Origin of the sequence: Amycolatopsis camponoti (assembly GCF_902497555.1) — a bacterium.
GTDB classification, from domain to species: Bacteria; Actinomycetota; Actinomycetes; order Mycobacteriales; family Pseudonocardiaceae; genus Amycolatopsis; species Amycolatopsis camponoti.
Genome location: NZ_CABVGP010000001.1, coordinates 3,499,924 through 3,514,049 on the forward strand (window position 1 = coordinate 3,499,924; position 14,126 = coordinate 3,514,049).

The following is a 14,126-nucleotide window of genomic DNA, read 5'->3' on the forward strand; positions in this document are numbered from 1 at the left end:
GCGGTCAGGCAGCGGCGAACGTGACGATCGTGGTGAGGAAGGCGTCCTTGTGGCGGGCGAGTCGGGCCGGACCAGCTCGGGGGCGGCGGGGAGCTCCCGCGCGTCGGGCAGCACCCGCAGCTCGGCCGCGGCCGCCTCGTCGGTGATCCGCTCGCGAATGGATCCGGTGACTCTCGTGCAATAGCGTAACGGCGTGGCGAATTTCGAAGCTGTCCAAGTGAACCTGTGGTGCGATGACGTGGAGCGCTGCGCCGCGTTCTTCCGGAGCCTCGGGATGCCCGAGAAGTTCCGCTTCCCTTCGCACGGCGAGCCGCACCAGATCGAAGTGGAGGCCGCGGGCGTGCGGATCGGGTTCAGCGCGGCCCGCGTCGGCAGTGAGTTCTTCGGCATCGCAACGACTCCCGGGGAGAACACGGAGGTCGTGTTGTGGTGCGACGACGTTGACGACCTGCATCGGAGGGCGCTCGAGGCGGGGGGCTCACCCGTGAAGAGCCCGACCGGCTCGCCGGACGGGCGGCTGCGGTACTCCTGGGTGCGAGACCCCGAGGGCCACCGTGTGAAGTTCGTGCAGGAACGCGCCTGAGCCCCACCTCCGCGGGCACGCGGATCGCCCTGGGGCGCCGGTGGTCACCCGGACCGGCCGAAGAGCCGGTGCGTGCCCGGCGCGGCGCGGTTGAGTGCCACGATGTCCTCGAAGATCGACGCGTCCGGTTCCCAGGATTCGATGATCGCCAGAATCGCCTGCCGCCGCACGATCGCCGCGTCGTGGTCGGCGAGTGTCGTCTGGACGAGCGCGTTCCAGGCACTGACGACCGGGCGACCGAGCTGCTGCTCGATCCAGACGCCTTGGGGCTTGCCGTCCTCGAGCATCCTTGATGCGGCCGGCCGCATTCAGTGTCGTCGGAACCTCTGACCTCCTCGCGGAAGGTCACTCCTTCCTCTACGAGACGCCGGAGCAGGCTGTCTCGACGGTGGCGCAATCGTCCTTGTCCCACTGCAAGATCTACCGGTCGGCCATGGACGCCCACTCGACCGGCACGATCGCTGACACGGGCTGCTTGGAGATCACCATGCCGCCGGAGTGGATGCCGAGTGGCGCGGGAAGTCCTCGATCCGACGGCCAGCTCGAGCACATCGCCGGGGATCTCCCCGGCGCTCTGCTGTTTCGTCGCGGCGACGCCGTCCCAGCGGTCGACCAACTTGCCGTAGGCGTCCTGCTGCCCGGGTGAGTGTCCGAGTGCCTTCGCCGCGTCCCGTACCGCCGACGGGGCGCGCTAGGTGATGACGTTGGCGACCTGCGCGGCGTGGAACCGGCTGTGCTTCTCGTAGACGTATTGGATGGCTTCCTCGCGGCGGTCGGATTCGATGTCGATGTCCGGTGGCCCGTCCCGCTCCGGGGCCAGGAAGCGCTCGAATAGCAGGTTCCATTTCACCGGGTCGGCGTGGCAGATCCCGAGCGCGTAGCAGACCGCGGAGTTTGCCGCCGAATCACGGCTTCGGCAGCGGCGCCGGCCCAGGTCAGTTCGGCTAGGACCGACATCTCGTCATGCCCCGGCCGGCACGTCGAACGGCGGCAGATCCGGTGCCACGAGCTGCAGGGCGAACGCCACCTCGGCGCCGCTGCTCCATCCCTGAGCGCAGGAACGCCTGCCCGAGGGCGGCCGCCACCCTTTCAGCTCCTCGGCCGACCGCCGGGCGCGGACCGCGGCGACAGCGTCGGCGACCGGGGCGTCTTCCGGGCGGTCGTAAGGACCGCAGCCACGACGGGCGCGACCAGCCCGAGGGTGGCTGCGACGGTTCGCCGCGTTCCCGCCATCGCTGAACGGTGGGCCGCAGCCGGCGGGGCCAGCGGCGGTCTCGCTACCCGGCGGAAGAGGCGGTGCCCGATTCGCCGCAAAGGCATCGTGTGCACGCTTCGACAACGACATGCACGGCGCGGCGGTCGTCCTTGGCTCGCCAGGCCACAGCGAGTTCGCACGGGCTGAGCCCGGTCACGGGGCGGTACACGATGTCGTCGCGCTGATAGATCTCGGCGTTGCCGGCGGACAGCAGCACCACCCCGAGTCCGGAGGCGACGGCTTCGAGGGATTCCTCGGCGGTTTCGGCCTCGGCGACGACCCGGGCCGGTGCCGGGCGCTGGTCGTTTCCCAGCCAGAACTCGCGAAGCGGTCCTGCCGAGCGGGGGAGCGCGACGAAGGGCTCGTCGGCGAGCTCACCCAGCGGGACGACCGTTCGGGGCGCGAGCCGGTGACCGGCGGGCAGGGCCACCCAGCGCTCCTCGCTGGCGACGACCTTCCACGAGTACTCGCCGTCGTCCGGGATCGGTAGCCAGGCGATGGCCACGTCCACCTCGCCGCTGGAGAGTCCGACGGTGGGGTCACTCCAGGGGACTTGCCGGAACAGCAGCTTCCAGCCCGGCAGCGATGTCGCCATCCTGGCCGTGACGTGGGGGATGAGACCACGGCCGATCCTCGTGTGAAAGCCGACTTTCAAGGTGGTGTGCTGTGCGGTGACCGCGTCGAAGACCGCGCTCTGCGCAACCGCCCATTGCTCGATGATCCGCTGGGCCTGCGGCAGCAGCGCCGCGCCCGCCGCGGTCAGCGCGACGGCGCGGTGGTCCCGTTCGAACAGCGCGACCTGCAACGAGGTTTCCAGCCGGCGGATCTGCTTGCTCAGCGACGGCTGGGCGATGAACAGCCGGTGGGCTGCCCTGGTGAAGCTGAGCTCTTCGGCCACCGCGACGAAGTAGCGCAGATCCCGGACGTGGACATCCATAGCCACAGGCTATAGCCGCAAGTCTTGGACGGCCGGTCCCGGGCTGTCCGACGATGGGAAGTGATCATCGACGGCAGGAGGGCACGGGTAATGGAACTGGGAGTGTCGGGACTGAACGCGAAAGCCACGCTGGGCCCGGCCGAGACGGTCAAGCTGGCGCGGCTGGCCGAGGATCTCGGCTATTCGTCGTGGTGGGCCGGTGACCATGTGGTGCTGCCCAGCCCCCGGGTGGCGGCGGCGCCGATGGAGCCGACCGACCCGATTCTCGACCCCCTGGTCCACTTGTCCTACGTCGCGGCCGTCACCCGGCGGCTGGAGCTCGGGACCGGGATCGTGATCTTGCCGCAACGCAACCCGCTTGTCCTCGCCAAGCAGGCCGCGAGCCTGGACGTGCTCAGCGGTGGCCGCTTGCTGCTCGGCGTCGGCGCCGGATACCTCGAACCCGAGATGCGCGCGGTCGGCGTCGCGATGTCCGAACGAGGCCGCCGTACCGATGAATACCTCGATGCGATGACGACGTTGTGGACCGACCCGGCTCCCGCGTACCAGGGCCGGTTCGTCGCGTTCCGGAACGTCGACGCGCATCCCCGCCCGGCCCGGCGAGGCGGGCCGCGCATCGTGATCGGTGGTCACAGCCGGGCCGCCTTCCGCCGCGCGATCACCCGCGGCCACGGCTGGTTCGGCAACGGCACGCTCGATGACCTGCCCCGGCACCTGGCCGGCCTACGGCAGGCCGCGAGCGAGGTCGAGCGCCCGGAGCGGCTGGGAAAGCTGGAGATCAGTTACCTGCCACTGGATCCGGTGGTGGTGGAACCTCGTGCTGCGCAGCGCTACGCCGAGCTTGGAGTGGACCGCCTGGTGATCTACCCGCTGCCGATCGAGGATCCGTCGGAGGTCGCGCGGTTCCTGGAACACCACGCCGGCTTGCCGCACAGTCCGGGTTCACCGTGACCGGCTCGGCGAGTTCGCCCCCGAGTCCATCCGCGCGTCGGCATATCCGGACGTTCGGGTCGCCGTCGCCATGATCGGTCCACGGGCGGATCTGGAACATGTTCTGTCGGTGGACCAGCTTCTGCCGCCGGTCCCATGACTGGCAACGTGGTGGTCCCACGGCTGGAGTTGCCACTGGGGCCGGACACGGCGCGGCGGCGAAAGAGCCGCTGTTGTTCCAGGACTCGACTCAAAGCGCGACCCCACCGGTGGGGGCCACCGAACGGAATTGCGGGCTGAACGCCGCACTGCGGGAGCGGTGCGGCGCGATGGTGGCCGCAGCCGAGTGGACCGTCGCCGTCTGGGCCGTCCGGCGACTTCCTTCAACGTGGTGACCAGGTCTGCAGCGGTGATCCTGCACGAGGCCGTCGTTTTGCCGTCACGGCATCCCCCGGATCGCTCGGGTTAGCAGCATTAACCGTCGTGCCACCGCGAGGACGCGGCATGAGTGCCCTCAACGGGTGAAAGCCACTGGCCGGTCGGCCCGACGTGCCAGGACAAGACGCGGGCGGCGATCATCCGCCGCGCCGAACCAGACGATGCTGTCGGGTTAGCGCACCAGGCCGGATTCCCACGCCCAGACCGCAATTTCGGTGCGGTTGCGAGCCGCGATCTTGCGCTGGACCGAGGCGAGGTGCGTCTTGACCGTCGACAGCGAGATCATCAGCTGCTCGGTGATCTCGGCGTTCGTTCGGCCCCGGGCGATGGCCTGGGTGACCTCGAGCTCTCGCTGACTCAGGGGCGGATCGGCGCGGCGGGCGTTGCGGCGGGCCGGGGACGCGGTGAAGTGGGCGAGCAGCCGAGTGGTGATCGACGGCGAGACGAGTGCTTCGCCGTTCGCGGCCGCATGCACCGCCTCGACCAGCAGACCTGGGCCGGCGTCCTTCAGCAGGAAGCCGCAGGCGCCGGCGCAGAGGGCCTCGTGGACCAGCTCGTCGAGGTCGAAGGTGGTGACGACCAGGACGCGCAGCGGATCCTCGACGTCTGGGCCGGCCAGCTGACGGGTGGCATCCAAGCCGTCGAGGACGGGCATGCGGATGTCCATGAGCGTGACGTCGGGCCGCAGCTCCTGGGCCAGCTGGACCGCCCGCCGGCCGTCGCCGGCCTCGCCGACCACCTCGACGCCAGGCACCCGCTCCAGGATCAGCCGGAACCCGGTGCGCACCATGGCCTGGTCGTCGGCCAGCAGGACTCGCAGGGTCACCGTGACGTTCCCCCTTCGGGCATCGGTAATTCGGCGAGGACCCGCCAGCCGCGATCCCCGTGCTGCCCGGCGGTCAGCCTGCCATCCAGCGCTGCGATCCGCTCGCCCATCCCGATCAGGCCGTAGCCGCCCGGTGCGCGGCGCACCCGGCCCGGGCGGAGCCCGTCGTTGCACACCTCGACGCGTAGGTGCCGGCCATCTTCAGCAGGTTCGACTACGACGGTGACGTGTCGGGCGTCGTGGGCGTGCTTGCCGACGTTGGTCAGTGATTCGAGCACCACGCGATGAACGGTCGACACGGTTTCCGGCGTGACCACCAGGTCGGCCAGCCGCGGCGCGAGCCGCACTGTGACGTTGTCGCCGTGAGCGACCGCGGCTTCGACGGTCTCGACCAGGTTGCTCGCGGGAACGATCGTGTCTTGCCCGGGGCTGCGCAGCATCATGACCAGCCGTCGTACCGCGCCGAGGGCCGCTGCTCCCGCCTCCTCGATCTCCTTGATCAATTCCTGCTCCGGGCCCCGGGCGAGGATCACGCCCGCGGCCTGCGTGCGTACTACGACGCCGGTGATGTGATGGGCGACCAGGTCGTGCAGCTCACGAGCCAGCTCAAGCCGTTCCCGGTCGCGCGCGGCTGCCTGTGCGGCCGCGCGGCGGGCGTCGCCGTCACGCAAGATCAGCCCGACCATGACGCTGCAGCCCCACAGCAAGGCCCACATGACCGCGACGGCCAGCGTCGCGGACGTGCCTCCGTACCGCAGCACCGGCCCAGACGCCATCGCGAGCCCGCCGAGTACCGCAAGAGCGGCGGCGAACCCTCGTGGCAGCCGGTGGCAAGCCGCTCCGACCAGGAGCATCGACGCTGCGACCTCCGGATCGCCGCCGACGTCGGCCAGCGGTGTCGCGAAGAAGCCGACCGCGCTGCAGGCCAGCGAAAGCGCGATCGCCGAGGCAGCCAGGGCCGCCGTTCGATCGGGGAACCGCCGCCGTAGCAGAGCGAGCCCACCGATCACCACGCCTACCGCGAAGTAGAGGATCTCGCCCGCCGGGGCCGGGGCGTGCACGATCAGTCGCCGCACGAGTAGTTCGAGGTTCAGCCCGGCCAGGACCACGACCTCGGTGATCACGAGGCCGCGGACCGGCTGCGGCGCGGTGGTCGGAAGCACGGCCGTCCTTCCTGCGGGGTGCCGGGGTGATCATCATGAAGGCTGCCGGACAACCTGGCACCCCGGCACCCCGACGATCATCGGGATTTCGCCGCGCAGCTGAGGTCGTGCTCCGGCCGGGTTCCCGTGGTCAGGAACGCGGTCGCCGCCGCGTCGGCGCACGGGTTGGCGACGTAGGGGTACACACCGTGGCCGCCGGCGTCGACGGTGACCAGGCGAGCCCGGTCACCGAGCGCACGCCGCATCTGCAGGGCGCCTGCCAGCGGGGTCGCCGGATCCCGCAGGTTCTGCAACATCAGCACGTTTGAAGGACCACGATCCCCGACGCGCACCGGCGCCTCGGCCGGCTTCGACCAGAACGCGCAAGGCTGGACGTTCGCCCCGGCTGCGCCGAACATCGGGTGACGCAACCGGTCGAGCGCCACGGCAGCCTGGTAGGTGCCGACTGACCGCGGCCACTGGGAGTCGTTGCACACCAGGTAGTAGCGGCCGGAGATCAGGTTGTCCACATCCGAGGGAGCGCCGCCGCCGGGAAGTTGCGGGAGCGGCTGGCCGGTGTCCAGTGCCTGCCACACCTTGGCCACCAGCGGCATCGCCACGTCGTTGAAGAGGAAACCGTAGGTGAGCATCCGGAAGGTCGGCCCGTCGACGTCCTGCGCTGGCGTCTTGTCCAGTCGCGTGGCGAGGTCGAAGTACTTCGCGGTGACCTGCGCCGGTGTGCTGCCCAGGTGGTACGTGTCGTCGCGGGCGGCGGCGAACTTCGCGAAGTCCGGGAAGCGGTCGTCCATGCCCTGGGCGAAGAGCCGGTCGTTCGCGAAGTCCCAGCCGGTCGCGTGCAGGTTGCTGTCGAGCAGGATCCGGTCGCTGCGCTCGGGGAACAACGTGGTGTACACCGCGCCGAGATAGGTGCCCCACGAGTAGCCGGCGAAGGACGTCTTCTCCTCGCCCAACGCGGCCCGGATTCGATCCATGTCCCGCGCGACGGCGGCGGTGCTGAAGTACGGCAGCATCGACGCGGTCGTCGACGTGGCGCACTGGCGGGCGATCGCCCTCGACTGCTCGGCCCGCTTCGCCACGTCGGCAGCGTTGCGGGCGTAGGGCGGGACGTTGCCCACCGCCTGCTGCTCCGGAGTCAGATCGCAGGTCACCGGCGTGCTGTGCCCGATCCCGCGCGGGTCGAAGCCGATCAGGTCATAGCTGTCCACCACACTCTGCGGCAGCTTCGCGGTGACCAGTTCGGTCGGGAACTTCAGCCCGGATGAAGGCCCGCCCGGGTTGGTCAGCAGCACCCCGCGGCGCTGCGCCGGGTTCTTGCTCGCCAGCCGGGAGATCGCCAGGTCGATCTGCGTGCCGCCGGGGTTGCGGTAGTCGAGCGGGACCTTGATCGTCGAGCACTCCAGCCCGGGCGCGGTGGCGTCAGCTGGACAGGGGCCCCATCGCACGCCGCCCGGCGACACTCCGGCCGGGCTCGCCCCGGCGGGCACCCCCGCCAGCGCGCCCGCCCCCAGAACGCCGATCGCGAGCGCGATGGACCACGTCTTCCTCATCCGGTACCCCTCCGTGAAACGACGTGAAAGCGTCAAGAACGTTGCCTGCCAAACGATTCCGGCTGACGGTGAGCGAATTTCATTCTGCTCAGGACCGGCGGCGTGCGCATCGGGCGCGCGAATGGTTCCGGGGTGGCCGGGTATCGGCCGAAAGGACTAGAAGTCAGAGAGCTTCGCGTGAGGCTTCGATCGGAGTTCCGGCCCAAGGGTTCCGGATGCCGAGGGTGGAGGTCAGCGACATGACCAGGGTGCGAGCCGATGCGGTGAGTTGAAAAGTTCGTAGGCGCTGGTCTTGTCCGCTGCGGCTGCCGGCGATGGCGTCGACACGGAGATCGGTTGAGGACAGGGCGGCTTGCGCCGGCCTGGGTGCTACTCCGCGCGCTGCATGGGCGGGCGTCCGGTGCGCGCACAGCTGGCGACCTGGCGGCCGGCCGGAGCGGAGTGAGAGGCCGGTCCGCCATGGGCGGAGCCCGACGTAGGCAAGGTGAGCCGGTCGCTTGACCGGGAGCACGAGGTGCACCCTGTTCGGCAGGCTCGCGACCTGCCAGCGGTTTCGCGCACTCCCGCCACGTCGACGAGCAGCTCGGGCCGGAGGCCGCGGCGATCCGCCAGGACCACGCCCAGGTCACCTTGGCCGACGCGGTGAAGATCGGGCTCGACCTCGTCGTCCGCCAGAGCGGGAAAGCGGTGCGGCCCCGGGCTGCGGGCCCTCGGCACCCGGTTCGCCGTTGACGTCGCGAGAGGCGGAGATCGCGGCGTTGATCGCCCGGGGTCACACCAACAAGGCGATCGCGGCGGAGCTGACGATCTCCCCGCGAACGGTCGACGGGCACGTCGAAAGGATCTTCCGCAAGCTGGACTTCACCTCACGGGCCCAGATCGCTTCCTGGGTGACAGCGGCGCACGCCCGTCCGCCGGCGTGACGCCGGCTTCGCTGCTAGAAAAACCCTTCGCGGCCGGCGCCGGGCACGACGCGGTGCCCGAGGTCGGCGCTGATCCGCGCCGCCGTGCGGACCACCAGCGGCACGACTTCCCGGCGCAGCTTCTCCACGTCCGACCGGCCGCTCGAGGTGGACGACGCCAGCGCCGCCACCACCGCGCCGCTCGCGTCGCGCACCGGCGCGGACACCGAAAGCAGGCCCTCTTCCAGTTCCTCGGCGACCAGGGACCAGCCCTGGTCCTGGACGGTCCGCAGCGCCTTCCGGAAGTCGCCTTCATCGATGATCGTCCGCGCGGTGAATCGCGGCAGCCCGGCCTTGACGACCTCGTCCACCAGCGCCGGTGGCGCCCAGGCCAGCAGCACCCGGCCCATCGACGTCGCGTGCGCGGACACCCGCGTGCCGATCGAGACGTTGATGCTCATGATCCGCCGCACCGGAACGCGGGCGACGTAGACGACTTCGGTGCCGTCCAACGCGGCCAGTGACGCCGATTCGCCGGTTTCCTCGGCCAGGCTCAGCAGCCGCGGCTGGGCGGTCTCGATCATCCCGTGCGACGCCGAGTAGTGCTGCCCGATGCTGAGCACGCGCGGGGTCAGCGACCAGCGCGGGCCGTCGCCGCGGACGTACCCGAGGCGTTGCAGCGTCAGGAGAATCCGCCGCACGGCGGGACGGGACAGGCCGGTCGCGGACGCCAGCTCGGCGAGCGTCGGGTTCGCACGCTCGGCGTCGAACGCCATCAGCACGGCGAAGCCCCGCTCGATGCTCTGGATGAAGTCGCGGTCGGTCTCCATCGCCCCATCCTTCCGCACCCGCGCCGGGGACCCCGTCTTGACAACGCGGACCCGCCGGGGGACTCTCCCTACAGTGTCCGCATAGCGTTCATAGTGTACGCACAGCGTACAGGAGGTAAGGGCAATGACGCTCGACCCGCGCGAAATCCGGAACGCCTTCGGCCGCTTCGCCACCGGCGTCACGGTCGTGACCTGCCGCAACGACCAGGGCGAGCCGCACGGCGCGACGGTCAACGCCTTCACCGCCGTCTCCCTGGAGCCGGCCCTGTGCCAGGTGACGCTGACGCGCAAGTCGAAGGCCTGCCGCTACCTCGACGGCGCGCCGTTCGCCGTCAACGTCCTCGCCGCGGACCAGCTCGACACGGCGTGGCACTTCGCCGGCCGCCCGCAGGACCGGGCGCCGGGGTGGGCCGAGGGCGTGGTGGCGCCGGTGCTGACCGGCACCGCGGCCACCATCTCGTGCCGCCCGTGGCGGATCTACGACGGCGGTGACCACCTCATCGTCATCGGCGAGGTCGAGCACCTCGAAACCAGCGACGCCGACCCGTTGCTGTTCTTCGCCGGCGGGTTCCGCGAACTCGGCCCGCGCGGCAACGCCCACTGGTCGGCCTCGGTCGACTGCCCCGACCTCGGCTGGTTCGGCTCGGCGGCCGAATTCGCTCCCCTCACCGCAGCTTCCTGACTCCGCCCGCGAAAAGACCGTTCACCGACGAAGGGTTCACCGATGACCATCCAAGAACACGACGCGCCCGCGAAGGTGCGCACGACCCGGCCGATGACCGGCGACGAGTACATCGAGTCCATCCGCGACGGCCGCGAAGTGTTCATCTACGGCGACAAGGTCGACGACGTCACCACGCACCCGGCGTTCCGCAACTCGGTCCGGATGACCGCCCGCCTCTACGACGCCCTGCACGACCCCGACCAGCAGTCCGTGCTCACCGCGCCGACCGACACCGGCAGCAGCGGCTTCACCCACCCGTTCTTCCGGACGCCGAAGTCCAAAGAGGACCTCTTCGCCGACCGCGACGCGATCGTCGCGTGGGCGCGGATGACCTACGGATGGATGGGCCGCAGCCCGGACTACAAGGCCGCCTTCCTCGGCACGCTCGGCGCGAACTCCGACTTCTACGAGCCGTTCGCCGACAACGCCCGGCGCTGGTACGCCGAGTCGCAGGAGAAGGTGCTCTACTGGAACCACGCGATCATCAACCCGCCGGTGGACCGCGACCGCAACCCCGACGACGTCAAGGACCTGTTCATCCACGTCGAGGAGGAGCGGGACGACGGCCTGATCGTCTCCGGCGCCAAGGTCGTCGCGACCGGCTCGGCCATCACCAACTACAACTTCATCGCCCACTACGGCCTGCCGATCAAGAAGCGCGAGTTCGCGCTGGTCTGCACGGTGCCGATGGGCGCGCCCGGGATGAAGCTGATCTGCCGCAACTCCTACTCGAACGTCGCCGACCAGACCGCGAGCCCGTTCGACTACCCGCTCTCGAGCCGGTTCGACGAGAACGACACGATCTTCATCCTCGACAAGGTGAAGATCCCGTGGGAGAACGTCTTCATCTACGGTGACGCGGAGAAGGCGAGCACGTTCTTCCCCGGCTCGGGTTTCCTGCACCGCTTCACCTTCCACGGCGTCGCGCGACTGGCCGTCAAGCTCGACTTCATCGCCGGCCTGCTGATGAAGGGCGTGGAAGTCACCGGCACCAAGGACTTTCGCGGCATCCAGACCCGCGTCGGCGAGGTCATCGGCTGGCGCAACCTGTTCTGGGCGCTGTCGGACGCGATGGCCGCCAACCCGGACGAGTGGAAGAACGGCGCCGTGCTGCCGCACCTGGACTACGGCCTCGCCTACCGCTGGTTCATGACGCTCGGCTACCCGCGCATCCGCGAGATCATCATGCAGGACCTGGGATCCGCGCTGATCTACCTGCCGTCCTCGGCGAAGGACTTCAAGTCGCCGGAGATCCGGCCCTACCTCGACCAGTACGTCCGCGGCTCCAACGGGTACGACTCCGTCGAGCGCGTGAAGCTGATGAAGCTGATCTGGGACTCGATCGGCAGCGAGTTCGGCGGCCGCCACGAGCTCTACGAGCGCAACTACTCCGGCAACCACGAGGGCGTGCGCGCCGAGCTGCTGTTCGCCGCCCAGCAGTCCGGCTCGGCCGAGGCGATGAAGGGCTTCGCCGAGCAGTGCATGGCCGAGTACGACCTCGACGGCTGGACCGTCCCCGACCTCTACAACCCCGGCGCCACCTCCCTTTCCCGCTGACGAAGGACCCGCCATGACCACCACCGAACACCCCACGCCCACCGCGGCGGGCTCGGGCAGTTCCGCCAGCGCGGCCTTCCGCGCGGCCGGCCGCACCACGCAGGACGTGCCGCCCGAGCGTGTCGACGAGGTCGCCCGTGCCGTGCTGCACGGTGTCCACCAGGCCATCCGCGAGCACGACGTCACCTACCCGGAGTTCCAGGCCGCGAAGCAGTGGCTGATGGACGTCGGCGAGGGCGGCGAATGGCCGCTGTTCCTGGACGTCTTCGTCGAGCACGTCGTCGAGGAGGTCGCCGCGCGGACCCAGGACGGGACCAAGGGCAGCATCCAGGGCCCGTACTACCTGCCGGGCCAGGAGAAGCTGCCGTGGCAGGCGACACTGCCGATGCGCACGGACGAGAAGGGCACCCCGCTGGTCTTCGCCGGGCAGGTCCGCGACGTCGAGGGCAATCCGGTCGCCGCGGCGGAGCTGGACATCTGGCACGCCGACGACGACGGCTACTACTCCGGCTTCGCCCCGGACATCCCGGACGGCAACCTGCGCGGTGTCGTCGTCAGCGACGGGCAGGGCCGATTCGAGATCACGACCGTCCAGCCGGCGCCGTACCAGATCCCGACCGACGGCCCGACCGGCAAGCTCGTCGCCGCCGCGGGCTGGCACGCCTGGCGGCCCGCGCACCTGCACCTCATGGTGCGTGCGCCCGGCTACCGCACGATCACCACGCAGCTGTACTTCCAGGGCGGTGAGTGGCTCGACAGTGACGTCGCCGAAGCCACCAAGCCGGAGCTCGTGCTCGACCCGCGGCCGCAGGAGGACGCCCGGCTGCGCGCGACCTACGACTTCGTGCTCGAACGCTACTGACGCACCGGCCGGCCGGGCCTCGCCCGGCCCGGCCGGCCCCTTTCCCGGAACGAGGAGATATGACCGACCTGGCGATCGAGCGCGTCGAAACCGTGCTGCTCGACGTGCCCTTGCGCCGACCGCACCGCTTCGCCCGCACCGGCATGGCCGCGCAGCCGGTGCTGCTGGTGTTCGTGCACACGCGCGGCGGCGTCATCGGCGTCGGCGAGGGCGTGGTCCCGGGCGGCCCGTGGTGGGGTGGCGAGTCGGTGGAGACCATGCAGCTGGTGGTCGAGCGTTACTTCACGCCGGTCCTGCTGGGCCGGAGCGTCGACGACATCGCGGGGATCTTGCGCGACCTCTCGGACGTCGTCGCGGCCAACCTCTACGCCAAGGCCGCCGTCGAGGTGGCCCTGCACGACGCGTGGGCCCGTGCGCTCGGCGTGCCGGTCCACACGCTGCTGGGCGGTCTCGCCCGGCGGTCGGTGCCGGTGACCTGGGCGCTGGGCACCGAACCGGCGCCGGTGGTCGCCGACGAAGCCCTTGCGAAGCTCGACACCGGGCACCGCAGCTTCAAGCTCAAGATGGGCGCCCTCGACCCGGCCGAGGACGTGTCGCGGGTGTGCGCGGTGGCGGAAAAGCTCGTCGGCGTGGCGAGCGTGCGGGTGGATCTCAACGCGCGCTGGGACCTGCTGACGTCGTTGCGGTACCTGCCTCGGCTGGTCGACGCCGGCGTCGACCTCATCGAACAACCGGTGCCGGGCGCCGAGGTCGAAGCGCTGGCCGAGATCAACCGCGCGCTGCCGATCCCGGTGATGGCCGACGAAAGCCTCCGCACCCCGGGCGACGCGCTCCGGCTGGCCCAGGCCCGCGCGGCCGATGTCTTCTCGCTCAAGACGACGAAGTCCGGCGGCCTGCGGGCGACACGGGCGATCGCGGAGGTCGCCGCCGCGGCCGGGATCCCGTGCCACGCCGGGACATCCATCGAAAGCCCCGTCGGGACGGCGGCGACGCTGCACCTCGCGTGCACCGCGCCGGCGGTGACGTGGGGGAGTGAGCTGTTCGGGCCGCTGCTGATGAGCGAAGAGCTGCTGGTAACGCCGTTGCGTTACGCCGACGGCGAGCTGCACCTGCCGGACGGCCCAGGGTTGGGCGTCGACCTCGACATGGCGGCGGTGCGCCGGCTGGAAAGGCGCTGAGATGCTGTTCCACGTGCGGATGGACGTCTCGATCCCGCTCGGCCTCGACGTCACCGACCGGGTCGCCGCGGAAAAGGCCCGTGCGCTGGAGCTCCAGCGCACGGGCGTGTGGGTGCACCTTTGGCGGATCGTGGGGCGCTACAGCAACTTCAGCGTCTTCGACGTGGCCTCCAACGACGAGTTGCACGGGATCCTCTCGACGTTGCCGCTGTACCCGTTCATGAAGATCGAGGTCACCCCACTGGCGACCCACCCTTCGGACTTGTCCGCCCAGTAGGCCGGGTGTGTCAGCGCAGTGCGCCGACGCAGTCTCAGAGTTGAGTCACGCCACGGTTGTACTGACTACGGAGGTTGGGTACGAGGTGACGCGTGATCGGATGATCTTGTAAAAAGG

14 protein-coding genes and 1 pseudogene are annotated in these 14,126 nt (G+C 70.1%); 8 read left to right on the top strand and 7 right to left on the bottom strand.

From position 1 onward, the window contains the following. Window positions 1-193: 193 nt before the first annotated feature. Window positions 194-583 carry a VOC family protein gene (locus AA23TX_RS16550; protein ID WP_155543396.1) on the top strand — a complete coding sequence of 130 codons (390 nt, stop codon included), beginning with the start codon at window positions 194-196 and terminating at the stop codon, window positions 581-583. Window positions 584-627: 44 nt separating this feature from the next. Here AA23TX_RS16550 and AA23TX_RS16555 read toward each other — a convergent pair whose 3' ends face one another. From AA23TX_RS16555 to AA23TX_RS16565, 3 genes and pseudogenes are all read right to left on the bottom strand, one after another. Beyond that, the gene (locus AA23TX_RS16555) at window positions 628-891 is read right to left on the bottom strand and encodes a hypothetical protein (protein WP_155543397.1); all 264 of its coding nucleotides are present in this window, start codon (window positions 889-891) and stop codon (window positions 628-630) included. A gap of 115 nt (window positions 892-1,006) precedes the next feature. After that, a pseudogene (locus tag AA23TX_RS51220) lies at window positions 1,007-1,748 on the bottom strand (error-prone DNA polymerase); the annotation flags it as partial. 112 nt (window positions 1,749-1,860) lie between these two features. Then, window positions 1,861-2,775 carry a LysR family transcriptional regulator gene (locus AA23TX_RS16565; RefSeq protein ID WP_155543398.1) on the bottom strand — a complete coding sequence of 305 codons (915 nt, stop codon included), beginning with the start codon at window positions 2,773-2,775 and terminating at the stop codon, window positions 1,861-1,863. A 90-nt stretch (window positions 2,776-2,865) separates the two neighbouring features. On the opposite strand from AA23TX_RS16565, the gene AA23TX_RS16570 reads away from it, so the two are divergent. After that, window positions 2,866-3,726: an LLM class F420-dependent oxidoreductase gene (locus AA23TX_RS16570; protein WP_155543399.1), complete on the top strand. Its 861-nt coding sequence runs from the start codon at window positions 2,866-2,868 to the stop codon at window positions 3,724-3,726. A gap of 589 nt (window positions 3,727-4,315) precedes the next feature. On the opposite strand, the gene AA23TX_RS16575 is transcribed toward AA23TX_RS16570, so the two are convergent. The 3 genes from AA23TX_RS16575 to AA23TX_RS16585 all read right to left on the bottom strand — a co-directional run bounded on the left by AA23TX_RS16575 (window position 4,316) and on the right by AA23TX_RS16585 (window position 7,679). Further along, window positions 4,316-4,969, bottom strand: a complete 654-nt coding sequence (locus AA23TX_RS16575) for a response regulator (RefSeq protein WP_155543400.1) — start codon at window positions 4,967-4,969, stop codon at window positions 4,316-4,318. Further along, entirely contained in the window at window positions 4,966-6,132 is a 1,167-nt protein-coding gene (locus AA23TX_RS16580; protein ID WP_155543401.1) for a sensor histidine kinase, read from the bottom strand. Before AA23TX_RS16580 ends, AA23TX_RS16575 begins: the two co-directional genes overlap by 4 nt. A gap of 77 nt (window positions 6,133-6,209) precedes the next feature. After that, window positions 6,210-7,679 (bottom strand): alpha/beta hydrolase, encoded by a 1,470-nt coding sequence (locus tag AA23TX_RS16585; protein ID WP_155543402.1) that lies wholly within the window; start codon window positions 7,677-7,679, stop codon window positions 6,210-6,212. Window positions 7,680-8,407: 728 nt separating this feature from the next. Here AA23TX_RS16585 and AA23TX_RS50180 point away from each other — a divergent pair. After that, window positions 8,408-8,602, top strand: a complete 195-nt coding sequence (locus AA23TX_RS50180) for a response regulator transcription factor (protein WP_338422500.1) — start codon at window positions 8,408-8,410, stop codon at window positions 8,600-8,602. Between the two features lie 14 nt (window positions 8,603-8,616). Here the strand turns inward: AA23TX_RS50180 and AA23TX_RS16595 are convergent, their stop codons facing one another. After that, complete coding sequence (locus AA23TX_RS16595) at window positions 8,617-9,411, bottom strand: IclR family transcriptional regulator domain-containing protein (RefSeq protein WP_155543404.1); 795 nt, start codon at window positions 9,409-9,411, stop codon at window positions 8,617-8,619. Between the two features lie 124 nt (window positions 9,412-9,535). Between AA23TX_RS16595 and AA23TX_RS16600 the strand changes: the two genes are divergently transcribed. From AA23TX_RS16600 to AA23TX_RS16620, 5 genes are read left to right on the top strand one after another with little or no spacing between them, the layout of a single operon-like run. Continuing rightward, window positions 9,536-10,093, top strand: a complete 558-nt coding sequence (locus AA23TX_RS16600) for a flavin reductase family protein (protein ID WP_155543405.1) — start codon at window positions 9,536-9,538, stop codon at window positions 10,091-10,093. Window positions 10,094-10,135: 42 nt separating this feature from the next. Further along, entirely contained in the window at window positions 10,136-11,692 is a 1,557-nt protein-coding gene (locus AA23TX_RS16605) for a 4-hydroxyphenylacetate 3-hydroxylase family protein (protein WP_155543406.1), read from the top strand. 13 nt (window positions 11,693-11,705) lie between these two features. Further along, window positions 11,706-12,554 (top strand): catechol 1,2-dioxygenase, encoded by an 849-nt coding sequence (gene catA / locus AA23TX_RS16610; RefSeq protein WP_155543407.1) that lies wholly within the window; start codon window positions 11,706-11,708, stop codon window positions 12,552-12,554. A gap of 59 nt (window positions 12,555-12,613) precedes the next feature. Continuing rightward, window positions 12,614-13,732 carry a muconate/chloromuconate family cycloisomerase gene (locus tag AA23TX_RS16615; protein ID WP_155543408.1) on the top strand — a complete coding sequence of 373 codons (1,119 nt, stop codon included), beginning with the start codon at window positions 12,614-12,616 and terminating at the stop codon, window positions 13,730-13,732. Window position 13,733: 1 nt separating this feature from the next. Continuing rightward, window positions 13,734-14,009, top strand: coding sequence for a muconolactone Delta-isomerase (locus AA23TX_RS16620; RefSeq protein ID WP_155543409.1), 276 nt, complete (start codon window positions 13,734-13,736; stop codon window positions 14,007-14,009). Window positions 14,010-14,126 lie beyond the last annotated feature (117 nt).